The 21,467-nt window shown below is 41.2% G+C and carries 33 protein-coding genes; 15 read left to right on the top strand and 18 right to left on the bottom strand.

Going from position 1 to position 21,467, the window contains the following annotated elements; genetic code table 11:
- Positions 1-3: 3 nt before the first annotated feature.
- The 18 genes from FTU82_RS00870 to FTU82_RS00955 all read right to left on the bottom strand — a co-directional run bounded on the left by FTU82_RS00870 (position 4) and on the right by FTU82_RS00955 (position 12,993).
- Positions 4-1,188: a DUF2213 domain-containing protein gene (locus FTU82_RS00870; protein ID WP_180100916.1), complete on the bottom strand. Its 1,185-nt coding sequence runs from the start codon at positions 1,186-1,188 to the stop codon at positions 4-6.
- 212 nt (positions 1,189-1,400) lie between these two features.
- Positions 1,401-1,634, bottom strand: a complete 234-nt coding sequence (locus tag FTU82_RS00875; protein WP_180100917.1) for a hypothetical protein — start codon at positions 1,632-1,634, stop codon at positions 1,401-1,403.
- Between the two features lie 41 nt (positions 1,635-1,675).
- Positions 1,676-2,485, bottom strand: a complete 810-nt coding sequence (locus FTU82_RS00880; RefSeq protein WP_180100918.1) for a phage minor head protein — start codon at positions 2,483-2,485, stop codon at positions 1,676-1,678.
- Positions 2,460-3,746, bottom strand: coding sequence for a DUF1073 domain-containing protein (locus tag FTU82_RS00885; protein WP_180100952.1), 1,287 nt, complete (start codon positions 3,744-3,746; stop codon positions 2,460-2,462). The genes FTU82_RS00880 and FTU82_RS00885 overlap by 26 nt, the downstream gene beginning before the upstream one ends.
- An 80-nt stretch (positions 3,747-3,826) precedes the next feature.
- Positions 3,827-5,353: a phage terminase large subunit gene (gene terL / locus FTU82_RS00890; RefSeq protein WP_180100919.1), complete on the bottom strand. Its 1,527-nt coding sequence runs from the start codon at positions 5,351-5,353 to the stop codon at positions 3,827-3,829.
- Positions 5,331-5,807 (bottom strand): DUF2280 domain-containing protein, encoded by a 477-nt coding sequence (locus FTU82_RS00895; RefSeq protein ID WP_180100920.1) that lies wholly within the window; start codon positions 5,805-5,807, stop codon positions 5,331-5,333. The genes terL and FTU82_RS00895 overlap by 23 nt, the downstream gene beginning before the upstream one ends.
- A 46-nt stretch (positions 5,808-5,853) precedes the next feature.
- Positions 5,854-6,495 carry a putative metallopeptidase gene (locus FTU82_RS00900; protein WP_180100921.1) on the bottom strand — a complete coding sequence of 214 codons (642 nt, stop codon included), beginning with the start codon at positions 6,493-6,495 and terminating at the stop codon, positions 5,854-5,856.
- Positions 6,455-6,892, bottom strand: a complete 438-nt coding sequence (locus FTU82_RS00905; RefSeq protein WP_180100922.1) for a hypothetical protein — start codon at positions 6,890-6,892, stop codon at positions 6,455-6,457. Before FTU82_RS00905 ends, FTU82_RS00900 begins: the two co-directional genes overlap by 41 nt.
- A 421-nt stretch (positions 6,893-7,313) precedes the next feature.
- Positions 7,314-8,201, bottom strand: coding sequence for a hypothetical protein (locus FTU82_RS00910; protein ID WP_180100923.1), 888 nt, complete (start codon positions 8,199-8,201; stop codon positions 7,314-7,316).
- Between the two features lie 267 nt (positions 8,202-8,468).
- On the bottom strand, positions 8,469-9,005 hold the full coding sequence (locus FTU82_RS00915; protein ID WP_180100924.1) for a hypothetical protein: 537 nt from the start codon (positions 9,003-9,005) through the stop codon (positions 8,469-8,471).
- 116 nt (positions 9,006-9,121) lie between these two features.
- The gene (locus FTU82_RS00920; protein WP_159137893.1) at positions 9,122-9,562 is read right to left on the bottom strand and encodes a hypothetical protein; all 441 of its coding nucleotides are present in this window, start codon (positions 9,560-9,562) and stop codon (positions 9,122-9,124) included.
- Complete coding sequence (locus FTU82_RS00925; RefSeq protein WP_180100925.1) at positions 9,559-9,969, bottom strand: DUF559 domain-containing protein; 411 nt, start codon at positions 9,967-9,969, stop codon at positions 9,559-9,561. Before FTU82_RS00925 ends, FTU82_RS00920 begins: the two co-directional genes overlap by 4 nt.
- Before the next feature lie 70 nt (positions 9,970-10,039).
- Entirely contained in the window at positions 10,040-10,357 is a 318-nt protein-coding gene (locus FTU82_RS00930; RefSeq protein ID WP_180100926.1) for a hypothetical protein, read from the bottom strand.
- Positions 10,354-10,584 (bottom strand): hypothetical protein, encoded by a 231-nt coding sequence (locus tag FTU82_RS00935; protein ID WP_180100927.1) that lies wholly within the window; start codon positions 10,582-10,584, stop codon positions 10,354-10,356. Before FTU82_RS00935 ends, FTU82_RS00930 begins: the two co-directional genes overlap by 4 nt.
- Positions 10,581-11,324 carry an ATP-binding protein gene (locus tag FTU82_RS00940; RefSeq protein WP_180100928.1) on the bottom strand — a complete coding sequence of 248 codons (744 nt, stop codon included), beginning with the start codon at positions 11,322-11,324 and terminating at the stop codon, positions 10,581-10,583. Before FTU82_RS00940 ends, FTU82_RS00935 begins: the two co-directional genes overlap by 4 nt.
- Entirely contained in the window at positions 11,321-12,220 is a 900-nt protein-coding gene (locus FTU82_RS00945; protein WP_180100929.1) for a replication protein, read from the bottom strand. The genes FTU82_RS00940 and FTU82_RS00945 overlap by 4 nt, the downstream gene beginning before the upstream one ends.
- 47 nt (positions 12,221-12,267) lie before the next feature.
- Entirely contained in the window at positions 12,268-12,732 is a 465-nt protein-coding gene (locus FTU82_RS00950) for a phage regulatory CII family protein (protein ID WP_180100930.1), read from the bottom strand.
- Between the two features lie 51 nt (positions 12,733-12,783).
- On the bottom strand, positions 12,784-12,993 hold the full coding sequence (locus FTU82_RS00955; protein WP_180100931.1) for a Cro/CI family transcriptional regulator: 210 nt from the start codon (positions 12,991-12,993) through the stop codon (positions 12,784-12,786).
- Positions 12,994-13,104: 111 nt separating this feature from the next.
- Here FTU82_RS00955 and FTU82_RS00960 point away from each other — a divergent pair, with 111 nt between their 5' ends.
- The 15 genes from FTU82_RS00960 to FTU82_RS01030 all read left to right on the top strand — a co-directional run bounded on the left by FTU82_RS00960 (position 13,105) and on the right by FTU82_RS01030 (position 21,459).
- Entirely contained in the window at positions 13,105-13,806 is a 702-nt protein-coding gene (locus tag FTU82_RS00960; RefSeq protein ID WP_180100932.1) for a LexA family transcriptional regulator, read from the top strand.
- 79 nt (positions 13,807-13,885) lie between these two features.
- A complete protein-coding gene (locus tag FTU82_RS00965) occupies positions 13,886-14,188 on the top strand; it encodes a hypothetical protein (RefSeq protein ID WP_180100933.1) in 303 nt (100 codons plus the stop codon).
- Between the two features lie 91 nt (positions 14,189-14,279).
- Complete coding sequence (locus tag FTU82_RS00970; protein ID WP_180100934.1) at positions 14,280-14,495, top strand: KTSC domain-containing protein; 216 nt, start codon at positions 14,280-14,282, stop codon at positions 14,493-14,495.
- Between the two features lie 194 nt (positions 14,496-14,689).
- Complete coding sequence (locus FTU82_RS00975; RefSeq protein WP_180100935.1) at positions 14,690-15,109, top strand: hypothetical protein; 420 nt, start codon at positions 14,690-14,692, stop codon at positions 15,107-15,109.
- Positions 15,110-15,119: 10 nt separating this feature from the next.
- Positions 15,120-15,716 carry a type II toxin-antitoxin system MqsA family antitoxin gene (locus FTU82_RS00980; protein ID WP_180100936.1) on the top strand — a complete coding sequence of 199 codons (597 nt, stop codon included), beginning with the start codon at positions 15,120-15,122 and terminating at the stop codon, positions 15,714-15,716.
- Positions 15,706-16,002 carry a hypothetical protein gene (locus FTU82_RS00985; RefSeq protein WP_180100937.1) on the top strand — a complete coding sequence of 99 codons (297 nt, stop codon included), beginning with the start codon at positions 15,706-15,708 and terminating at the stop codon, positions 16,000-16,002. Before FTU82_RS00980 ends, FTU82_RS00985 begins: the two co-directional genes overlap by 11 nt.
- 88 nt (positions 16,003-16,090) lie before the next feature.
- Positions 16,091-16,426: a hypothetical protein gene (locus FTU82_RS00990; RefSeq protein WP_180100938.1), complete on the top strand. Its 336-nt coding sequence runs from the start codon at positions 16,091-16,093 to the stop codon at positions 16,424-16,426.
- A 206-nt stretch (positions 16,427-16,632) separates the two neighbouring features.
- Positions 16,633-16,986 carry a hypothetical protein gene (locus FTU82_RS00995; protein WP_180100939.1) on the top strand — a complete coding sequence of 118 codons (354 nt, stop codon included), beginning with the start codon at positions 16,633-16,635 and terminating at the stop codon, positions 16,984-16,986.
- Positions 16,987-17,193: 207 nt separating this feature from the next.
- Positions 17,194-17,628, top strand: coding sequence for a hypothetical protein (locus tag FTU82_RS01000; protein WP_180100940.1), 435 nt, complete (start codon positions 17,194-17,196; stop codon positions 17,626-17,628).
- Entirely contained in the window at positions 17,625-18,179 is a 555-nt protein-coding gene (locus FTU82_RS01005) for a hypothetical protein (protein WP_180100941.1), read from the top strand. Before FTU82_RS01000 ends, FTU82_RS01005 begins: the two co-directional genes overlap by 4 nt.
- A 1-nt stretch (position 18,180) precedes the next feature.
- Complete coding sequence (locus FTU82_RS01010) at positions 18,181-19,302, top strand: ATP-binding protein (protein ID WP_180100942.1); 1,122 nt, start codon at positions 18,181-18,183, stop codon at positions 19,300-19,302.
- Positions 19,299-20,417 carry a hypothetical protein gene (locus tag FTU82_RS01015; RefSeq protein ID WP_180100943.1) on the top strand — a complete coding sequence of 373 codons (1,119 nt, stop codon included), beginning with the start codon at positions 19,299-19,301 and terminating at the stop codon, positions 20,415-20,417. Before FTU82_RS01010 ends, FTU82_RS01015 begins: the two co-directional genes overlap by 4 nt.
- A 130-nt stretch (positions 20,418-20,547) precedes the next feature.
- A complete protein-coding gene (locus FTU82_RS01020) occupies positions 20,548-20,790 on the top strand; it encodes a hypothetical protein (protein WP_180100944.1) in 243 nt (80 codons plus the stop codon).
- On the top strand, positions 20,790-21,113 hold the full coding sequence (locus FTU82_RS01025) for a hypothetical protein (RefSeq protein WP_180100861.1): 324 nt from the start codon (positions 20,790-20,792) through the stop codon (positions 21,111-21,113). The genes FTU82_RS01020 and FTU82_RS01025 overlap by 1 nt, the downstream gene beginning before the upstream one ends.
- Positions 21,106-21,459: a hypothetical protein gene (locus FTU82_RS01030; protein WP_180072550.1), complete on the top strand. Its 354-nt coding sequence runs from the start codon at positions 21,106-21,108 to the stop codon at positions 21,457-21,459. The genes FTU82_RS01025 and FTU82_RS01030 overlap by 8 nt, the downstream gene beginning before the upstream one ends.
- Positions 21,460-21,467 lie beyond the last annotated feature (8 nt).

The raw sequence follows: 21,467 nt of genomic DNA on the forward strand, positions 1-21,467 counted from the left end.
CCCTTAAATTGTTTTGTATGCAGCAGACTTGTCATAACCCTTATTTTCTTTAGGGTCTTGACCTTGGTTTTGCTGTTGTTGCTGTTGATGTAATGCATCACCGACTGCATTGCCTGGTGTGGTCGACTTCACTGCTGACAGTGCACGGAATACCGTGTCGATCTGTTCAGGCTTAGCATCACCGACGGCGACACCACCGAGTACAGCGGTCACCAACGTGTCACCAGCCTTGGCAGCAATCACGTCACGTTTGATTTGTTCACATGAACAGCCTTCAGTTTTGATACCAGGTACCAATGCAACGGCATCCGCAACCACTGACGCGCGTTCTGCTACGACTTGATCAAGTTTTTCAGGTGTCATCTGGTTTTGCTCCAGATCACCAACTTTCTGCTTCAACTGAGCATTTTCAGTCTGCAAGGTATCAACCACTGCCTGAACAGCTGGCAATTCATCACCGATGGCAAATTGTTTGTCACCGACTTTAAGTTTTGCTGCTTTCAAGTTTTCGAGTTGGTCTTCTTGTTGCTTTACAGCATCAGCTAGCGCTTGGTTGTCACCAATCTCAAAGCGAATACCGTTTACTTTAACTTCCATCTTTTTCCCCTTTGGGTTTGGTTTATGGTCACCGACGCGACAATCACCGCCACAGCGACCGTATTTCACCAGCGCCACGTGATTGCCTTTAAAATTAATAAACCGGGCTTGATACGGCGTACCGTCTGGTGCTGTACCTTGTTCAAGCACAAGATCAGCTCCATAGCCCAATGAAATTTCGACACGCTCATTGTTTTGAATGGAATTGATACTGTTCTGATCTTTGATGATCAGATCACCCAGCATGAATTCACCCTCTTGGCGCACATTCTCACAATTGCCAATGTGGTAGTCCTTCCAGTTGGAAGCATTGATTTCATTTTTAGGTGGGTGATAGTCCGTTGCATCTACGCCGTCGAATCCTTTCATCACTTCAGGCTTGAATAGATCTTCCGCTGCCACATAGACATTGATGACCTGATCCTCTGAATAGCCCTCCAAATTTGGAAATTCATAAGCGTAGTACTGACGGACTTGAGGTGCTTTAGCCAAGCGCACGTTGACGCATTTCAAATACCCTTCTTGAGTAAATGAGCGCGTACTTTCGCTTGGAGCAAAGTCACCAATTTTGAGTTGGTAAATGAGTTTCATAAATTGAGCTCAATAAAAAACCACCCTACGGTGGTCTGCTATGGTTTCTTTGGTGGATAAATGACAAGTGGCGGTGTCTCTATATCAGATGGAATTGGTCTTGGTTTAGGTTGATAGCCAGAACCTTTTATACAAGAGCAGATACAGCAGTTTTTACAGCACATAAATCAACTTTCTGTGGGCAATAAAAAACCCACCGAAGTGGGCTTACTTTATGAAATTGAAGCTTCAAAAATAGAATACGGCTCTCGTCTCAATTGGTATTGCTTATCTCCGATATAGGCTAATACCTCCCCCTCGGAATTCACGTATAACATATTGTTAATCGTCAGGTTAATACCATCTGTATTCTTAAATTCCTGTTTACGATATACAGACACTATATCCGTTTCATTGGTGTCTATGTTTATTACAGATTGATCCTCAAGGTGTTCATAATCATTCATTTTTATTTTCCTTCCTAAATTTTGAACAATTATAAGACAAATCAATCAATCAAGATATCCTCATAATTCGGCAACGCCGTGCATCGGCATCGAACCGGTTGACCTGGATGACCGCCTGAAGGTGGATCATCCCATCTAAAAGTCTTGCCATTTTTATGCCTGTGATCTGTTCGTACACGCTCATCTTGAGCTGACTGCCATACATAAGTTTCTACACCCATTGATTCCTGACGCTTCTTGTTGATAGCGCCGTTGATCTTGCCCATCTGGTCGGCTGCAATCAGTCGTGCACGAAAGTCAGTACTATGGCCGAGCTTTTTAATTTCCTGTGCCAGTTCCTCGTTGGTCTGCCCTGTTTGCAAGGCATTCATCACCAAGGCTTCAAGCTTATCGGTGTATTGAGTTGGAATAGACTTAATCAGAGAAATGTTTGCAGCAATCTGAGTATCAATCTCATCCTGAATATCGGCACCACGGAAAAACGGCGTAAGGTCCACACCAAGAATGGTCTTGGTATGACTGGCAATCTGCTTGTCCACTTCCTTACTGGTATCCATAACCACCTTAGTGGCTAAAGATACCGACACTTCAATGGTGTACTTCACCATCTTTTCACGTAACGCCGTGAATATATCCGTCACCCAGCTATCACCAATGTTTTGACCTATCGTAGGTAAAACAAAATCCTTGGTTTGTTCCTGGCAATATTTGGATATTTCTAAAAGCTGACGTGTATAGAACAACTCAACACGGCGATTGACCTTAACAGCCTTAGGCTTAGCCTTACGACCTTTTTTGCGTTTCTTGATCTGCTGAAGCTGAGGCTTAAGGATCTGTATGATCGTCGTCATTGGCTGTCACCATAGTTTCCAGCAATTTGATGTGATCTTCACTAATCACAGAGTAAACGCCGTCGATATTCAGCTGACGTGCGATCTGAGGCTCAGTAATGATGCCCATATTGAGATACTTCTCATCACGCTCAGCATTGGCTTTTTCCACCTCTGAACGGACTTTCGCATCTAATTGCCAGAGTGGATTGAACACCACATTCAGCTCAGGAAATTGACGCCCAAACGTAGACTGACAGATTACAGCGAGAAATTTCATCAAGATCGGCTTAAGGTTCCATTCCTGCTTAGTGGCAATTGAGTCGTAATAATTCCGAGTGTCATGCTCACCGGTTGCATTCATACCTGCAGGTGATTGACCAAACAGAATCGTATAAGGGATATCTGCCGCACCTGCCGTCTGTACTGAGAATTCACGCATCATGTCAGGCAAGCCAGCGAAGTTATACGTTTTCGAGCTGTACTCTTCCTCAGCATCAAGGACCAGCATACCGTTCAGACTTTTCATTAAGCCTACGGACATAAAGCGCTCCATAACCCCTTTCATATCCTCTTTGATCTTATCGACCAGATTGGGTGTTTGAATCACATCAATCTTCGATTCATGAATCAGGCTGGCAGATCCGCGCTTCACACTGGCATGGTCAAGCAGATCCTCATAGACTTCCTGCAAAATACTTTGAGGTTCTTCATTCACCACATCCGCATGGGCAATATGGATTAAGCGAGAATAGTGAATGCGCTTCTTCGCCTCATTTCCCATCTTCATGTCGTAAAATTCAGGCTGTTTGAGCAATCCACAACATGCCGACGGTGGCAAATATGTGTTTTTGTCCGGTTTGATATATTTCTTCTTAACCACCGTAAAGAATTCCAAACGACCTTGGCCAAGTTTCGAAATATCTAAAGGTTGATCTAATGCAGCACCATCAGCCGTTCCAAGCAGGATATATACAACGCCGTAGAGGCGCGAAAGGATCAAGCCAGATAAAAGCACCTGATTTAAATGAAATGCCTTACACGCTTCTTCAAGGCGTTTTAAATCATCGCCTTGAATGCCTTCATAGAACCAACCAGCACGAAGCATGTCTGAAGCAGGACGATTGACAATACGGCGTGCGAGCCAGTTCTGGTACACCGCTTCAAGCTGATCATCGTCAATGTCTTTCCGTACGAACTTACCATGCGAAGCCTTGTCACGCTCGGTACCAATATTCGATACCAAGTTTGTATATGCGCCAGCATCACCAATGGCATTCATTGCCTGTTTTACTGCATCAGCTACAAGCGTTTTAATTTTACCGCCTGTATCCGACTTTTTATCTTTAGCCATAAATACCTCTAATCAAATACAGTCGGCTTTTTCGCAAGTGAATCATTAATCGCGTCAATCGTTGGGTCCCATTGGTCATCATGTTCATGGGTGAAATCAGCTTTTAAACCCTCAATTTCTTCTACGTAGTTCAGTAACCATGGCGCACTTACAGGCAGAACAACACGACGATCCTCGACATAGAACACTACATCCATGGTCCGGGTCAGTTTGTCTGTATCACGTTGGATCGCCTTAATTGGTAATGTCGTTTCACGAGAGATGTTCTGGATCAGCATCGTTCCAGACGCTTTGTCCTCGATGGCCATGTACCGAAGCTTGCCAATCTTGGTATTGCTTTCCTTGTGCTTATTGATAAAAGCCTTAGCTTCCTTAATCAGCTCAGGTGCTTCCCATTTACCACGGCGCACGTCGATGATATATAGGCGATTGTCATACCCAAGGCCCGCACATAAGAACACTGAGAAGTCATTGTGCTCTTTGATCTTCTGCGCCGTATCTGCCCAGATCGCACGCCACTTCAGAACTGGTAGCTCAAGGTATCGATCAAACCACTCAGCCTTAACCAGATCGCCACCAAGCTTTTTCGGTGCCTGCTGGTACTGACTGCTGAATGTATAACGAGACACTGTAGCGCCGTCTTTGTCTTGGCCACCTTTCTCCAGCTGTAACAACGATAGTAATGACTCTTTCAAAAGCCAGTAGCTTTGACGGCCTTTTTCATCACGTTCGACATCTCGCGGCACTTTCTTTCGAATATGCTCTGGCAACGCATTGATGTATTCATCATCAATCAGGGCCGGTATCGAAATCTGATGCCAATTGCCCGGGACGTTACCCGTCATCACAAAGTTAGTCGGATCCTCAACGTGTAAACGCTGCATGATCAGAATAATTGGTGTGGAGGACTTAGCCTTACGTGAGTTGACCGTGTTCAGAATCTTACGATTTGCTTTGTTACGTGCCGTCTTACTGAATGCATCCTCAGGCTTGAGCGGATCGTCCAGGATAATCGCACCGGTAAATCCATTATCAGCCAATGTACCTGCACGGCGGCCCGTAACCTGACCACCCATTGAAGCAGAATAAACGTGCCCTGCCTCATAGCCGTCTACAGTCGTTTTCCAGCTTGCCTTAGCATCGGTACTGGTCGAGATCTTAACTGGCCATAAGCCCTGAAAATCGACCGATTTCACGATGTTTCGCGCCGTGGATGACACATCCTCTACAAGTGATTGTGAGAATGATAAATATAAGAATCTTGAACGCTGATTCCGTGCGATACCACGTGCAATCAGATTAGTCAGTAATTCAGTCTTACCCGAACCCGGTGGAACGTTAATGACTAAGTTTTCAATGCGACCAGCAATGACTTCATCAATTGCCCAGGCTATGTATTCATGGTGCCAATTGACCGAGAACTTAAAGCCCATACGAGGCAGGAAAAATGCACGTGTAAAAAATAAGTGTTCCTTTTCACATTTCACACGTTTTGCTTTGATTTTGACAGGATCAATATTCGTTTTCGAGTTCATCTATTGCCTGCCTTACTTGCTCATCAGTAGCAGTCACATAGGTAATATTTTCGCTTTGTAGTGGTCCACCACCTGCACCAGTCAATTCTGTTTTATTGGTGTATTTGCCACCTACATCTTCAGCAGCCTGCTTAAGAATGCTTAAAGCGGCTACACGGTTCTTACCATGCTTCTGATATTGGTTTTCCAAGCGTTGCAAACGCACTGACAAATTAGCAATTGGAATATTTTGTGGTGTGTCCAAGAAGTCTTTACGCGTTAATTCGAATTCATCTTTTAATTCGGCGCTTAAATCCTTGCCAGCTCGCTTGGTTGGGTCATAGGTTTCAACTTGTTGTCTGGAGACCTCCAAGTCAAATTCTTCCTTGACGAGCACTACAGTTTCTTGTGGTGTGTTAAAAACTGCAAGTGAACGAACTATAAAGATTTTTTGCTTCTTATTTAATGTTGCCATTTCTCTCTATCCGTCAAGGTACGTCAAGGAAGATAGGCAAAAAAATTTAACCTATGACACAGTTCCCACAACACGCAGCAATACTTGTTTCAGATACAAACGGCGCATTCTTGGCAATTTCCAAAAGTCGTTTTACCGACTCGTCTGCACCCCAACGCTTAACTTCACCAAAGAACACCTCCACATCATGGCCAGCCAGGTAATGCTTAGGTAGGCCAGTCATATCGCTATAAATGATTTCGCCGTCTTCATCCCGTTCAACACCGATGTGATACAGCTCATGTTCAATCAAGCGGCAGAACTCACGATCTGTAGCCTGTTCGCAATAAGTAGCATCTACGGTAATGAGATATTGAGGCACAAAACCAAACCAGTCCCGCATTTGCTGTTCCTGGCGTGCTTTCTTCCAACCACCTTGGTTAAACATGACCTTTTCACATTGGCCCAGCACCATACGTTTTTTCGCTACGGCGGCAGATGAGGCCCAGGCGAATGCAAGGAACTCTTCATTGTCATGCAGTAATTCAGCAATATGATCATGATCGGGGTTATGTAGTTCACCACCGAGAGTAAGCCAGTTATTCACGACCCATTCTTTAAGCTCTGGTGCTGGTGCCAAACGAATGACTTCCTCTTCCTCAGCCTGATCAATCAGCTCCGTCGGCGGGAATGGTCTGAACTGTTCCATAAGATGCCTTTAAATTTCTAAGCCAGGTAGTTGCACGACCCATGTTGATGTCATTAACTTCAAAGCGGTGATATCGATAACCCATTTCTTCAGCATGGTCATAGCGATCCATACTCCAAGCTTTTGTGGCCAACTTACCTTTTCGACCACCAGACCAAGGCCCACCAGCAATTTCAATTAATGTGAGATAGCCAACCAGGTGTAAATCAAAACGCCAGTGCTTCGTACTTTTAAAGTGAAAATATTCTTCGTATTTGATTTCCATCCGATCCAAGATTTCTTTTAATCGATCGAATGCTTCTAAGTATTTTTCACCAGCTTTAGGTAGGGGTCTGACACGCGATTTCTTTTTTGGCGGGATTTTTTGGGTGAAAAGTTTATAAGCCTTTTCATCCATACAAAGTGAACCGTAAATTATTAATGCGTTCTTTCAGCTTAATTATAATTTCATCGATTACTATCATTTGATGACGCGTCAATCCAGATCTGCTGAGATTCTGATACTTAGACAGCTCAGTACTGCAAAATTCTAAGTCTTGTTTAGCTTGTACTTTGTCTGTCATGGATACCACCAATAAGAAAATAAAAACCCCTCAACATCTAGAATGCGAGGGGTTTTGATTGCCGTAATACGATCGGCTAATTCGTGTAATTGTCTCGATGCTTTCCACACTTACGACATTCCACTTGGATAAAAATATCGGACTCATAATCGTAGTGGTGGAAGCAGAATAATCTTTGTAGGAATTGGAGCATGATTTTCTCCTGACAATAAAAAACCCGCTGAAAGCAGGTTTTTTGTATTTTTTAGAAAAATATTAACTAAGGCCATAAAAACTATTCAAAGACTGCGTGAGTAGATTAGCTGCGGTACCAATTGCAATTTCCCAACTACCATCCGCCGCTTTTGAAATCATTTTCCCATACCATTTAGAAACTTTTATACCAAAATTATCCTTTATAGAAGGCTTCCCGTCTTCCGCCAAAGCAACTTGCAACTCTTGAAGATCATTTTCGTTAACTCCCACACTCTTAAGTGTAGTTAACAGTGTTGAAAGATCCATCTGATTTACAATCATCTGATTGGTTTGAGTAACTTTACTATCCTGAACTTGTCCAGCGATACCCTGCATATTTCCAATATTATAAGTTGTACTAGTTATAGCCTTTTCTTTTTCTTCGCGAGTAAATTGCATCCCCTCACCCAAAATACCATTTTTTTCTAAAGTCAAAGACCAATCATATATTCGATTTCTAACGTGTGTTAGCACACTACGAGCAATAGACTTATCAACTGTTAATACAGGCTCACATGGATAATCCCCTTGCGCCTTAAGAAGAAAATCGACCACCACACTTGATAGTTGCTTTTCAAGCCATGAACTTTCCATTTGAATTAAATTCAGCAACTCTCCAACTGATTGAGAAAAATCAGCTCTTGTTATTAATTCATTGGTGTCTTCATCTGTTATATAGAATGGCTGTAAACCATGATAAGGATTGCGAATATACAGTTTCCCTCTTTTTTTCCTGTAACTTGGCAGGCTCTCATAATTCTCACTATATCCAAACAGTTCGTTACGGCACCATTGCTCAAACTCATCTAAATTAAGTTTGGTCGCTACAAGTATACTTCTCCTCAATAATTCTTCGATATCTGAATCAGCTCTCTGCGCCAAATGCTGTAATTGAAGAACTAATGGCAACTCATCAAAAGTATTGATTTCTAATCCCCAAAAAACTTATAAAAACTAAATACAATCATCCTCAAAAAACCTTATTTACTTTTTTCTTAGGAATCGTATCACCTATCTTAATTGTCGGTGGTGGTGGTGCAGGAATAGGTCTTTGAGTACTCACTTCTTATCACCACCCTTTGATGGATCAATCACTACAATCCATTCTTTATCTGTTTGAGGCGGTGGTGATGATGGAGGTCTTGGACTTGGTGGTTGATTCTGACTAGACATCACTTATTTCAAAATAACTTCAATTACGATCAATAATACCGACACCAACAAAAGTAATCCACAGAATTTTATCTCATTGAAAGCTTTAATTAAATTTTTAACTTTCGCTGAATTGGCTGAGTCATATTTATCAATAATTCCACTCAGTTGCTTTGAAAGCTCATAATAAATAGTTGATTTCGGATTATCCAACCAATATTCAACCATTGATATTTTACTTGATAGCTTCTCAACCTCATTCACCTTCAAACAGATGAATAAGAACCTTGATATGACTATCAGGCTAATAACACTAAGCATTATAGTGAAAAGAATTGGATAAAATAGTAATGAATGCCCGTCATCACTAGATCCAAAAAAATACTCTTTAGCAAATATGCTTATCGCAGTAATTATTATGGCTGTGAATGTAAGATACTTTGAAGCTTTATCATCTAGCCGTACAGATTGATTTTTCGCTTGTTCAAATTGCTTCTGCTGAAATTCATACACAGCCTTATACTGATCTACATCAAACTCATTACCATCATTAGTAGCCATATTAGTTCCCCACAAAAAAACCCCGCAAATGCGAGGTTTGAAATATAGTTAGTGACCTGACTACTCAAGCGCACTATAACAGAAATATGCCATATCCTGTCCGGACAAGCAAGTGATTAATCAATACGCAAGCGTTTATCATGTCCTGCTAAATAAAACTTTCCGCAATACACCATACTGTCGATAGAGGATTTCCCAAGACGGCGCTCATCAGCGAGTTGACGCAATGACATCCCACGAACACATTTATCAATAAAAATGCTCACAGCTACTTTTGCTGAAGAACAAATCGCTTCTGATTTGTTGACAGATACAATCAACTTCCGGACCTGTTCAGCCTCAAAATCATTAATCTTACAAACCAACTGATCCTTACGCGGTGCCAACCCTTTGTTATTTTCACAGATCAGCCAATAGATCTGATTCACCCCAAGCGAATCTGGTTCATTCCCTGACTTCATACGGCAGGTCTGAACATAAGCCCCATATTGCTTCAGCCACTCTTCAATTGTAAATTTCGTCCAATCCATCACTTCAATTTTCGCCGCTGCATTCATCTCAAATCCCCTACCATCTTCTCTATCTGCTGTATCGCTAAACCTGATTTCACTTGCTCTGTGCTAAACCGTATTACCTGAAAACCCATCATTGTTGCTGCGTTATATTTTTCTAAATCACCTAAGTACCCTTTGCCCCTTGTGTGCCTGCCACCACTCCAGATCCCACCTTCAACCTCAACCAATATTTTTTTACCCACTAAATGAAAATCTGCTCTCCACTTCCGCTTTGGGTGAAACTCAAATTCCTGCTCAAAGTTAATTTTTAGAGCTTTAAGTTCTCTGGCCAGCTTTGTTTCAAACTCATTCGGTACTTTTTCGCCTTTAACTTTGGGGCGTATGGATCTCCCTTTAGGTTTGGTGGCTTTCACCATCTTTTTGTATTCAGCGATTGAGTAGCTAGTCATTCACCCCAAACCCTCAATACAACAGCGGCAATAGCCATGAAAATAAACATCAGCGCTTTGTTTAGATCCTTCATACGGCAATTTCACCCTTTACATTCATAATGTCTTTGGCATATGCAGTTGCACGGTAATGACTCTCTGATACACGCTCCAAATAACCACCTTTGACATGCTCCTGAAGCAGGCTGTAAATAGTGGTTCTATGGAAATCAAAAACAGCTTCTTGCACGTCCTTCACTGAAAATGGCGTAGTGGCATAACAAGCAAAAAGCATCAAACTTATCTGATCTTCAAAGCTAACTTTCCTATGGATTTTTGAATGATCATCAGAATCAATTTGCTTAATCTCGCCACCATTTTTCAAAAATTCTTCAATTGTTGTATTCACACCCCACCCCCTACTTGTTCCACAATCGTTTTAATAGCTTTGAGTGTTAATTCATGGTCATCACTCGGCACAACGAATAGGCTTGCAATCATTTGAACTTTCTTGGCGTACTTGCGAGCATCTTTGCGATATTCATTACGCTCACGATCTAAATTTTCATTAAAGGCAAGCAGCTCGGCATGTTCTTTTTGAAGCTGCTCAAGATTCATTTCTAGGTAATCACTCACACCCCACCCCCTACACGCTGATCGGCCCAGTTGCATTCCACCAAGGTTAGTCCGCCCTGCTGGAAACGAGACCAAAGACGATCACCTAAATCTTTTTGAAGCTCAGCCAATGTGAGATTCGAAATCAACATGGTTGGCTTCATACGGTCATAGCGTGCATATAAAACTTTGTGCACCAACTCCCGACGTTTATCACGGTCATGCAATCCATATTCATCCAGGATCAACAGGTCGTACTGGCTGAAATCATAAATCACAGATTTTTCTGTAGCGTCCGGCTGCTCCCATGCGTTCATGATTCGCTGTGCCAGATCTTCGCTGGTGATGTACCGTGCATACTTGCCTTTGTTGAGCAATGTTCGAGCCGTAGCGCAGCTGAGATGAGTTTTTCCTGTACCAGTAGGTCCAACCATCACAAAATTGTTTCTGTGGCCGCTGATCATGTTCTTGGCAAAGGAAACAACCTGATTCAGTGCGTTCTGGTGTCCAGCGTGTTGAACGTTGTAATTCTTAAAACCTGATGTTGCATGGCGCTCTGGAAGCATTGCCCCTGCAAAGTGTTTTTCACGTACGGTACGATCAATTTCAGCTTGTGCATTGCGCTTTTGCTCTTCCAGAAACTCTACGGCGCATTGTGGGCATTTGTGATATGGACCGGCTTGAACCATCGCTATTTTGTGTTTCGAGCAGATCGCTTGTGTTTGTTTTAATCCCTGAGTCAGCATCGACATTGCGTTCATACAAAGTCCTCCGGGATATGGACTGGTGAATTTACTGGTGCGTGATGTTGCGATGCTTGGTCTGCCCAAGCTGTATTCACATCCAGATTAGAATTTTGTTTTTCAGAAGGTTGATACGTTTTTTGAGTGTATTTACGCTTGATCCACTTCACGAAGTTTGAATACATTTGGGTGTCTGTGATCAAGCCTGCGTTCAAACGTGGTTCGTAGTGAGCATTCACTTCAAGTAAAATCTGATTCACCAGTTCTTGGGTCATCGGGGTTTCACCTGATCGCTGTAACCAAGAATTCAGAGAATGTAAATCTGGTGTCCAGAGATTCAATACCTGATCAACTGAATTTTCCTGCGCGTTTTTCTCTTTAAAGTTTTCTTTAAATGTTTCTTTAAGTGTTTCTTTAATAGGGTCCCGTTCAACGGTACTAGTCCCGTCACCTTTCGCGGTACTAGTCCCGTCCCGTTTGGTGGTACTAGTCCCGTCACCTTTAAGGGTACTACCTTCATTTGGTACTAGTCCCTTTTCGCGGTACTGGTCAGGAGTAAATTGATATTCACTTAGACAACCTGTTGTTCTCTCAACTTTGATCAAGCCGAGTTCTTCCAGATCACGAATACATGACATAACCGTATCGCGTTTTTTGATACCGCAATATTTTTGAAATTGAGTGATGGCGATTGGGTGAGATACGCGGTCAAATCCAATGGTTTGACGCATGACAAACATTAAACACTTAAACGCCTTATCGTTTAACTGGGCCATGATCTGACCGTCAATTAAGCCATTTGGCATCTTGGTGTAGCGCTCTTCTTTATTCGACATAGCTTTGCGCTCATTTTTTGGAAAATGAACTACTTGCCCTTGAGGTATTGGTGGTTCATGTGCTAAATTTGATTTCATGTTCAATGCATTCCAAAGTTTTGAATTAAAAAGCCTGATCTCGTAAATCAGGCTTTTTCTGTTTCTGGGTTATTGATACAAGCCTGGACTTGTTTATCTAGCTCAGCCAAAACAATATGCATTTGATGAATTACTTTTGACATATCACGCACTTCGCCCGCGGTAATACGACCGTCAGCCATAATTTCGCGGAACGTGCTCATCACATCCCCACCACGCATTCCAACACACAAAACCTTATCGGTAAGTGCCATATCACGGCATTCAGGGATTTCAGGAAGGTCAATTGCAACCTTTTCATGCTCAGCAGCTAGGGCTTGCAAAATACGAAAATCACCAGTCAAAGCCATCAATTTGGAAGCCTCAGCGAGTGTTAAGTGATGAGTCTCAGTATTTGGATTGATCTTGCTGTTGAGTACAGCCGAGCTTTTAATTCCCATACGTGGAGCCAGTGAGACTGAGCCACCTGGATAATCGCGAACTGTGTTGTACGCTGCATCTGTTATGTTCATTTGTCCTTCCTTCGAACGTATTTATTTAAAATCAAATGCTTAATAATTGGTTTAAGCAGTTAAGAGCGGCGGTGTGGGTACTTCTCGAACAATCTTGTAGGAAATCCCCGGTATAACAGCCATGATTTTTCCAACAGAAGGATCTGGAATGTACTCACCCCATTGATTAATCGCTTGGGGGGTAATGCCAATTTCTTCAGCTAAGCGTGATGCATTTTTAAAATGATCAAGAGCATCGCTGGTTTTGATGAGTACTCTCATGCTTAATCTCAAAAGTATGCTTTATTATTAAAGTGTACTTTAATATATTTTTGCAAGCAAGCTTTATTAATATTGTTGTAAGCTGACTTTAAATTTAAAGTGAATTTTAATATGAGTACTCTTGAGAATCGGATCAATCAGGCCATATCTCATTTTCTATCCAGGAATAAACTTAAGAAGTTAGATAGATCGGCTATGGCCAAGTACTGCGGAGCATCTGTGGCCGCTGTTGGTCAGTGGATAAACGGAAAAACAGGCTCACTTGATAGCTTAAAGAATGCTAAAGCTGCGCAGTATCTGGGGGTAAACCCGTATTGGTTGGCTGGTGATTCCAAGTATGGAATGCTGGAGGAATCAGGTGATCAGAAACTTGATAATAATGTGGACTTATCTCAGAAAATAAGCCTTGAGGGTCGTCCTGTTCCTGTTATTTCATGGGTAGCTGCTGGATCTTTTGATTCAATCGAAACCATCCTGAAAGACACGAAAGTTGATGAACATCTTCCTCCACTCAAAGAGTGTGGTAAGAACGGTTATGGCCTTATTGTTGTTGGGAATTCTATGAAGCCTGAGTTTAAGCCAGGCGACCGAATCTATGTAAATCCCGACATACAGACTTTTGATTTAAAAACCGATGATCTGGTGATTATTGCTTGTAGCGGAGACACGGAAGCGACATTTAAAAAATTAATCATTGAGGGTGGTGATAAATATTTGCAGCCACTTAATCCGAACTGGCCCGAGCAAATTATCAAGCTGACAGAAGATTGTCGCTTGGTTGGCAAGGTTGTTGGTCTACATAGAAAATTTTAAGAAATAAAAGCCGCTATATGCGGCTTAGATTTTATCAAGATGTTGAATATGGTAGCCCCCAAAAAAGAAGGAAAGCACAATGATCGCAACACTTAATAAATCCAAAACTGCGCTAACAATTAATCGTCAAGAATTTAAATTGGCATTAGGTAAAATCGGTGAAGGGATTGATAAACAAATAGCCTCGCTTAAAAAAGCCAAACAAAGCTATGACGCTGCTGAAATAGCACGTGAGGTCATTAGTGAGGAAAATATCTTTGAAGCTATTATTGAAGGCTTTAACGAAGCAGAAGAGACCAATCTAAAGCTGACTGACATAACCAATCTTGAAGTGGCACAAGGATGGATAGATGAGTTTTTAGAAAAGTATTCTGCGCTATAAACCTTAAATCATTTTTTGTTGGCTGGATAAATAAAAAAGCCGCTATATGCGGCTTGGGATTTGTCCAAATAATAATTACGGGAAATGTGATATGCAAACAATTGAAATCAATTCCCATAAGATTAGCCATGTGCTTTATCAGAACCACTTGCTGACTGTGGTACTTCAGACGGGTGAAAGGTTTCTTTACCGACTACTTGAATCAAGTACGTTTACTCAGTTTATTGAAGCCGCTGATAGAGATAAATTCTTTAAAACCGAAATTGAAGCGAAGAAAAAGTTTAAGCGTATTCAGCTATTTATTTAACTGAAACAAGTTACGAACCCGATTAGTTGTAAACTGGTTGGTAAGTTACTGGCTTAGATGTATCAAGGTAATTTTATTTCATAAAGATGTTTTATGATTTGATCAGAAACATAATCTGAAATGATTAAAATATTTATACATTATGAATATTCAAATAGTGAAAAAAGATGATAACATGTTGGTGAGTTACCATTATGGTAAGAAAAGTTTTAAGTAAATATGGTGAATCACCTCCTGTAGATGGTTCAACAACTAGAAAAATTCAAACTAAAGAACCTCTAAATCCAGTGGATGAAGTTCTTAGTATATTGAATAATAGCCTTCCCAAGACTATGACACGTAAAAGTATTGCGGATTTACAGCGCATGCGATTTGATGAAGATGAGTTAAGGGAATTAATTATTTATGCAGCCAATTATGGTCATTATCGTGACTCTGAATGGTGTGAATTTTCAGATAAAAGTCCTTGGTTTGCATGTGATAGTTATGAAGTTAAACGCAGAGAGTACATTGAAAATGCAAATAAATATTTAGATGTTTGTTATTTCCTAAAGTTTTGCATTCACAAATCTGGAAACATAATCTGCACTTTTTCCTGTCACTTTAGTAATTAGGGTTGTTTATATGAGACACAAAAAAGTTACATGCTTAATCTGTGAAGAAGGGATCCTCACTCCTAAAATTGGCACTGAACTACAAGTATATAAGAATATTACGCGTAATTTAAATTTTCACTACTCTGAATGTGATTGTTGTGGTTCAGAAACAGCAACATCTTATCAAATTCGCTCCAATAAGCGCGAAATGATTAAATTCCAAAAAGAAGTTGATGGGCTTTTAAGTTCTAGTGAAATTAAGAGCATTCGAAAGTCATTGAATCTTACTGTAAAAATAGCTGGTGAACTTTTTGGTGGTGGCCCTGTGGCATTTTCAAAATATGAAAATGATGACTTAATTCAGAGTCTTCCCATGGATTCAGCTCTACGTTTAGCACAAAGCAATCCACATTCAATATTAGATTTAGCTAAAGTTAGGAGAGTTGTTTTACCCAAAAAACTTCCTACCCTTGTATCTTCACCATGGATCATTCCTCTCCATGATGATTATTCATTTAGTGCAGATGCTTTTAGTTATGAAAGTGAACCAAAAACAATTCCCGTAAATATCATAAATTTTCCAGTAATAAATAATTTTTTAGAGGTATTTGATCATGTCCAATAAGAATATAAAAATTGAAAAAGTAAATGAAGTACAAACATATAAAGATGACACCCATGAAACTATTTATGTTGATAAGTTGAGTAGCTTAGCAATGGGGGTTAGTGTGTCTCGCTTAGGTTTTGGTATTGAAGAACCCCACAAAAAGAAAGTAAATGAGAAATACACTATAATTATTCCCACAACATCTTTAATTGAAATGATAGAAGTGCTCACTCAATCGCTCGCAAATCAGGATCTTAAAGATAACCTGATTCAAGAGATTGAAAAATATAAAGCCAAATTATAAATGTAAACTAATCCAACCCACCCTGTGTGGGTTTTCTTTTATAAAATTCTCTATATAATTCAAAGTCCAAAAACAATAAAACTAGACTATGAGAACAATAACCTTAGCTACCCTACTCTTATCTTTGACTTTGTCCGGCTGCCAGAAGCAACCAGATGAAGATGTAGATCCAATTGCCACCGCTACAGCTTTTGAGAACTCAGACAATATTCTTAGCAAATATCTGGAAAAGTTGGATTCAGAGTTCACCACTCAAGATGCGCGGGTAAAAATCTTATGCAGAGACTACCCACGTGAGTATGAAAAGAACTATATGCCCAACTTGTTGAAGCTATCACCCGGTGAATACTCTGAAGTCGCACTTCTGGCTGATATGGATTTAGTTTTGGATCACTACAAAGAGAAAGATGCTATTCAGTGCTAAAGCTTTCTTACTTCTGAAATATTAAATCTTTATATTGGACTTAAGACCTCTCATGACCGGGTCTGTAATAACAAAGTAAAGCATCACTAACCCGCTATCCGCGGGTTTTTCTTTATGTAAGGTAAGTGTAACCTTGTCTTTAAATGTTACATTATAACAATTAGTATAATGATACCTATGATTCATAAATAGAAAGGTAAGTATCAATGAAATATTTGTTAGGTGCAGCATTGTTAGGATTAGCAATTACTGGCTGTACTTCAAATCCAAAAAATGAAGTGGTACAAGAAAAAGTTGTGAGCAATACTCCGGCTGAAACTCAGGTAATTAACTTTACTGGTCCAATGGATCTTACAGTTGAATTGAAATCTTCGGATAATTTTGAAACTGCAGAAATGACAGATAATTCTGGCAAGGTTTATCACCTTAAGCGAGCTATTTCAGGAAGTGGTATGCGTTTAGCCAATAATGATGGTGTTTCAATTCACTTCAAAGCTGGTGAAGGTATTGTAGAGTTTATGAGAGACAAACCTATCAGTATTACTGAATACAAAAAATAAGATTTACGCTTTAAGAGAACCCACCTTGTGTGGGTTTTCTTTTGTCTATTAAACCATAAATTAAAGCAAAGTTTATAAATATTATTAAAGTGTGCTTTACATGATCTATTTATTAAAGTATGCTTTAATCATCAAGTAAAAAGAAGCCCCAACGTAGCGGTAACTACTTGAGGCGTGACCCACACTCTCTCTGTGAGTAAAGTAATTATGAACACAAAATTAACTCCACACAATAGCTTCAAGGTAACTCTGTTTACTGCTGCCTTAACTGTAAGCGCCTTGGCGTTTGCTCATCTTGCTGACTTTGGCACTGACCAAGTAGCACCAGCTCAAAATATTCAATCTGAATATGGAATCGTTTCTTTAAAGATGCTCGACGATATGCGCGGTGAAGCAGTCGTAAATCTGGATGGTTTCCGTTTGGAAATCACTTCATTTGAAGTTGAAGCATACTCGGATGATTACGGTGTACCAGGTTCTGAGTTCACGAATGTAGAAGTAGTAGAACTAGGTGAAATCAAAATATTCGATGCCAATGGCAATCCGTATAAAGACTTCACTGATCATCAGGATCACCGCGAAATCAATTCAATGATCGCTGGTCACATCATGAAACATCGTCTGGTGGAGGTGCAGTCATGATCTTAAATTCCCCTGAACAAATCTTTGCAGCACTTAGCAAAGGCCAGCCAGTGATGTGGTGTGAGGAAGGCAGTCAAGATTGGACTACTTTAAACAGCCAGACACAGATTAGCTTTTCTGATTTGTATACCGGCTTCCTGCAATTCAAGACTGAAGAATTGCCGATATTCAGACTGCCAATCGAGTCTGCTGTATATGCAGCTCAAGCGAAATACTTTGTTGAGTTCGTGCATAACCTGCATGGTTTTGAAGTGTATCGCGTTGGCAAGGAAAATCGATTCAGCTACTACGCTGTCCGGGTTAATGGCAACCGTCCTTCTACACGTGACTACTTTGTCAATCTGGATGTTTTCCGTATTGGCAATACCAGTGGTGTTTTGCAAAGTGTAGATAAATCGACGCTACATGCTTCGATTAAAAATGGCATAGAGCGTGCTCGATCTGTTAAACGCAAGGCTCAATACAACCAGGTATTAGAAAGCACCGGTCATTTTGCTACTCAAGCATATCAAGACTATAAGCGTAAAAACCGTCCTGCAGGAGTACGTTGAGATGGCGATTAATATTATTCCGGCGAATCAAGCGCTGCTAGTTCAGGCAATTATTGTTTATCTGTATGCCGATCCGGGCTTGGGTAAAACCTCTATCGGCTTTACGGGTGATAAAGCTATTTCATTCGACTTTGACAAAGGTTCCCACCGTACTGGTGAACTTCGTCGCGGTGCTGTAGTTCAGGCTCACCAGTGGTCTGATGTTGCAAACCTAACAATGGCCGATCTTGAGCCGTATAACACCATTGTGATTGATACCGTTGGTGCAATGCTTGAAAGCATCAAAACTCATTTAATGCTGAATGCGACCAATAAACAGAAAGATGGATCGTTAAAGCTTAAAGCCCAGGGCTTGGCCAACAACATCTTTAAGCAATACGTGAATACTCTGATCGCATCTGGAAAGGATGTGGTGTTTATCGCCCACGCTTCTGAAGATCAAAGCGGTGACCAGGTAATTTATCGCCCTGATCTGGGTGGTAAAAACCGTAATGAGCTATATCGAATTGCTGACATCATGGGTTATTTGACCACAGTCACTACTGGTGAAGGTAAGAATGCCCGGGTGATTAGCTTTAAGCCTTGCCCTACCCATCACGCTAAAAATGCGGGTGGTTTAGGTGGTGATACTGGTGAAGTGTGGGTGCCAGATCTAAAGACCAGTCCTACATTTCTGGCCGACCTCATCAAGCAAGCCAAGGACCATATCAATACCCTGACACCTGATCAATTGGCCGCAATCAAGGCTCAAGAAGATCTAGAAAACTGGGTACAAAGCTGTGGTGAGGCCCAGTATGCGAGTGATCTAAATCAGCTCACTCAGTCTCTTGAAGACGCTCATCTGTATTACAAGAATATGCGTGCTGAATTAGTTCGCCGTGCTCTAGAAATGAAGTGCACGTTTGATAAACAACGTAATGCCTGGGTAGATCCACCAGAGTTCAATGGCATTTCTGATGAGCAGCTGGCCGATCTGCAGGATTTCATCGATACCTGTGGCCTTGATGCAAAAACAGTATGTGAACACTTAGGGCTTGATGCTCTCAACCAGATAGAAGCTTCTAAATTTGAAGCTGTAAAAAATGAAATAGAACAAGTAGCGAAGGGAGCAATGACAGCATGAAAATTCTAAATAGCAAAGAAGCTTTTGAAGCAATGATGGCTGGCCGAAATATCATGTGCCGCGCTGCTGGCGAGTTAATGGATTTTGATGATCTGTCTCAGTTCCCTGCTACGATTTTCGCTATGCCAGGCTATGAGTTCTGCATCAAGATTGAAACCATGGAACTGGCTGGTATTACATTTACCAAGTCTTTGACTCTTGATGATGTCGTGGAAGATCAGGAAATCTTTATTATTCATCCTGAGCATATCTCACAGATTAAATACAGCAAACAGTGCATGGAGTATTTCAAAGCTGTCGACAATGGTTTTGCTCAGGCGGATAAAGAAAATGCCGAATTACAATTAGTGGCAATGGGTGGGCTATTTGGTCGAATTATTGTCTATCCCCCAACTATAGACAATACAGGCAAACCCAAAAAGAGACGCTCAACCAAAGCTAAGAATGAGACTGAACAGGCTGGTATACCAGCTGGCCCAGGTGATGCTGTACCAGATATTGAAAAACAGCCTGAGCCAGAGGTGATTCAGCCTATTGAAGCCATAGAGCAAGAAGCCACTATTAATACTGAAACTCCAGTTACAGAAATTGAAGCGGATTCAGTTGAAACCGACCGGGTAAAGCTTGTTGAAAAGTTCACTGCACAAATTGATCAGTTTACTAAGGAGGATGACGTTCTTTCATTCCGTCACGTATTTCTGGCCAATGGACACCTGGATCAAAAAGATCAACAGCACTTGTGCAAGCTTACTGAAGACAAATTGCTTGAACTAGATCCTGAGCAATACACACCCAAGGTGGAACCAGTTGTAGATGAAGTTATTGAAGTCATACAACCAAGCTTGATTGATCAAATTGAAAATGCTGCACGTAAACAAGCAGCAGTGGAAAGTGCTGAACATGGTAGCGCCTCTATCGATCTATTCTACAAAAAGAAGAAACAGGTTCTGATCAACCGCATCTATGACATGGATTCAGTGGAAACTCTGGAACGATTAGCACCAGCAATACCTGCAGCTAAATTACTTCCAGCTGATCATCAGGAGCTACTCAGTATTTATGCTCAGCGCAAAGATGCCTTGATCCAAGCTGCTGAAACTGGGGAGGCTTCATGAGTTATTCCTACTCTTCTATGACCCGAGTGCTGCTTGTGCAGTACAAGGGTCGGGTTAGGACTTACCGCAATATCAACCTATTCGGTATTGATGATTGCCTTCGAAATTTTGCGAACACCTGGGGGTACAGATGATCTTCAGAATTAAAAAGAAGCATGAAGTTGGTTTCAAGTTGTGGTTGGAAAAATTGGGCTACATCAAAAAAGAGCTTGCAGATGGTAGTTCTACGTTTTCAGGCAAAGGCACACGCAAGACGTTGAGTTATGTGCTCTTAAAGAAAGATTTAACAGGTAATGCAGCATGTCAGGCGCTATTTGGTGAATATGAAGAGCACCTGGATAACCCTGATTATTTAGATGTGAAGGTGGCGTGATGGATATTCAGAATATTGATTTAAGACGCGGTGATTTTGAAGGGATGCACCCAAAAGCAAAACTGTTTGGCTTTGATGAAGATAAAAAGCTATACACCGGAGATGGTGTTGAGAGCATTAACTGCCAGTGGACGACTTGGTGCGCGTGCATTGGAATGTTGCACTTGGATGGTAAGGAAGCCCAAGCAGTGCCGGAAGGGTTTGTTTTGGTGTCAAAGGATACGCTGAATAAAGCACTCAATCCCAATGATTATGATGAAGCTGTTTGTTCTGCAAATGAGCTTTTAGCAGTAATCGAAGCACAGGAGCTAGCTAATGACTGAAACAAAAACAGCCGTTGCAAACTTCGCTATCGGTGAGCTGCATAAAGAACTGCCTTTCGACTTACTGTTTAACAACGCCGAAGCTGAAATATTCTTTGCGTTCGTGGATGAATACAAAGGTGATATTGGCCTGCCAATCACTCACAAGAACGGCCTAATAGCAGTTCAAGTAAACAGTGGTAATGTCAGCGCGATTTACGACATGCTTGCGCGCCATGTTGAGATGTATGTGCAGCCAGTGCCGTGCATCAATACACTTATCAAGAGCGGGCAGTTTGATCGGGATTTTAAAGATGTGTTTGGGTTGTCGGAATCAGTAAAGCAAAGTTTAAAGGAGATTTCATAATGGGAGCA

The sequence above is a fragment of the Acinetobacter sp. YH12151 genome (assembly GCF_013418355.1).
GTDB lineage: Bacteria > Pseudomonadota > Gammaproteobacteria > Pseudomonadales > Moraxellaceae > Acinetobacter > Acinetobacter pseudolwoffii.

What these genes read in the sequence shown, in the direction of transcription:
- FTU82_RS00960 (WP_180100932.1), top strand. Translation starts at nt 13,105, where the DNA reads ATGAGTACTCTTGAGAATCGGATCAATCAGGCCATATCTCATTTTCTA.
- FTU82_RS00885 (WP_180100952.1), bottom strand. Translation starts at nt 3,746, where the DNA reads ATGAATGCCATTGGTGATGCTGGCGCATATACAAACTTGGTATCGAAT.
- FTU82_RS01000 (WP_180100940.1), top strand. Translation starts at nt 17,194, where the DNA reads ATGAACACAAAATTAACTCCACACAATAGCTTCAAGGTAACTCTGTTT.
- FTU82_RS00990 (WP_180100938.1), top strand. Translation starts at nt 16,091, where the DNA reads ATGAGAACAATAACCTTAGCTACCCTACTCTTATCTTTGACTTTGTCC.
- FTU82_RS01020 (WP_180100944.1), top strand. Translation starts at nt 20,548, where the DNA reads ATGATCTTCAGAATTAAAAAGAAGCATGAAGTTGGTTTCAAGTTGTGG.
- FTU82_RS00970 (WP_180100934.1), top strand. Translation starts at nt 14,280, where the DNA reads ATGCAAACAATTGAAATCAATTCCCATAAGATTAGCCATGTGCTTTAT.
- FTU82_RS00925 (WP_180100925.1), bottom strand. Translation starts at nt 9,969, where the DNA reads ATGACTAGCTACTCAATCGCTGAATACAAAAAGATGGTGAAAGCCACC.
- FTU82_RS00985 (WP_180100937.1), top strand. Translation starts at nt 15,706, where the DNA reads ATGTCCAATAAGAATATAAAAATTGAAAAAGTAAATGAAGTACAAACA.
- FTU82_RS00915 (WP_180100924.1), bottom strand. Translation starts at nt 9,005, where the DNA reads ATGGCTACTAATGATGGTAATGAGTTTGATGTAGATCAGTATAAGGCT.
- FTU82_RS00965 (WP_180100933.1), top strand. Translation starts at nt 13,886, where the DNA reads ATGATCGCAACACTTAATAAATCCAAAACTGCGCTAACAATTAATCGT.
- FTU82_RS00945 (WP_180100929.1), bottom strand. Translation starts at nt 12,220, where the DNA reads ATGAAATCAAATTTAGCACATGAACCACCAATACCTCAAGGGCAAGTA.
- FTU82_RS00905 (WP_180100922.1), bottom strand. Translation starts at nt 6,892, where the DNA reads ATGGATGAAAAGGCTTATAAACTTTTCACCCAAAAAATCCCGCCAAAA.
- FTU82_RS01025 (WP_180100861.1), top strand. Translation starts at nt 20,790, where the DNA reads ATGGATATTCAGAATATTGATTTAAGACGCGGTGATTTTGAAGGGATG.
- FTU82_RS01030 (WP_180072550.1), top strand. Translation starts at nt 21,106, where the DNA reads ATGACTGAAACAAAAACAGCCGTTGCAAACTTCGCTATCGGTGAGCTG.
- FTU82_RS00900 (WP_180100921.1), bottom strand. Translation starts at nt 6,495, where the DNA reads ATGGAACAGTTCAGACCATTCCCGCCGACGGAGCTGATTGATCAGGCT.
- FTU82_RS01005 (WP_180100941.1), top strand. Translation starts at nt 17,625, where the DNA reads ATGATCTTAAATTCCCCTGAACAAATCTTTGCAGCACTTAGCAAAGGC.
- FTU82_RS00975 (WP_180100935.1), top strand. Translation starts at nt 14,690, where the DNA reads ATGGTAAGAAAAGTTTTAAGTAAATATGGTGAATCACCTCCTGTAGAT.
- FTU82_RS01015 (WP_180100943.1), top strand. Translation starts at nt 19,299, where the DNA reads ATGAAAATTCTAAATAGCAAAGAAGCTTTTGAAGCAATGATGGCTGGC.
- FTU82_RS00950 (WP_180100930.1), bottom strand. Translation starts at nt 12,732, where the DNA reads ATGAACATAACAGATGCAGCGTACAACACAGTTCGCGATTATCCAGGT.
- FTU82_RS00880 (WP_180100918.1), bottom strand. Translation starts at nt 2,485, where the DNA reads ATGACGACGATCATACAGATCCTTAAGCCTCAGCTTCAGCAGATCAAG.
- FTU82_RS00980 (WP_180100936.1), top strand. Translation starts at nt 15,120, where the DNA reads ATGAGACACAAAAAAGTTACATGCTTAATCTGTGAAGAAGGGATCCTC.
- FTU82_RS00875 (WP_180100917.1), bottom strand. Translation starts at nt 1,634, where the DNA reads ATGAATGATTATGAACACCTTGAGGATCAATCTGTAATAAACATAGAC.
- FTU82_RS00920 (WP_159137893.1), bottom strand. Translation starts at nt 9,562, where the DNA reads ATGAATGCAGCGGCGAAAATTGAAGTGATGGATTGGACGAAATTTACA.
- FTU82_RS01010 (WP_180100942.1), top strand. Translation starts at nt 18,181, where the DNA reads ATGGCGATTAATATTATTCCGGCGAATCAAGCGCTGCTAGTTCAGGCA.
- terL (WP_180100919.1), bottom strand. Translation starts at nt 5,353, where the DNA reads ATGAACTCGAAAACGAATATTGATCCTGTCAAAATCAAAGCAAAACGT.
- FTU82_RS00995 (WP_180100939.1), top strand. Translation starts at nt 16,633, where the DNA reads ATGAAATATTTGTTAGGTGCAGCATTGTTAGGATTAGCAATTACTGGC.
- FTU82_RS00940 (WP_180100928.1), bottom strand. Translation starts at nt 11,324, where the DNA reads ATGAACGCAATGTCGATGCTGACTCAGGGATTAAAACAAACACAAGCG.
- FTU82_RS00870 (WP_180100916.1), bottom strand. Translation starts at nt 1,188, where the DNA reads ATGAAACTCATTTACCAACTCAAAATTGGTGACTTTGCTCCAAGCGAA.
- FTU82_RS00895 (WP_180100920.1), bottom strand. Translation starts at nt 5,807, where the DNA reads ATGGCAACATTAAATAAGAAGCAAAAAATCTTTATAGTTCGTTCACTT.
- FTU82_RS00955 (WP_180100931.1), bottom strand. Translation starts at nt 12,993, where the DNA reads ATGAGAGTACTCATCAAAACCAGCGATGCTCTTGATCATTTTAAAAAT.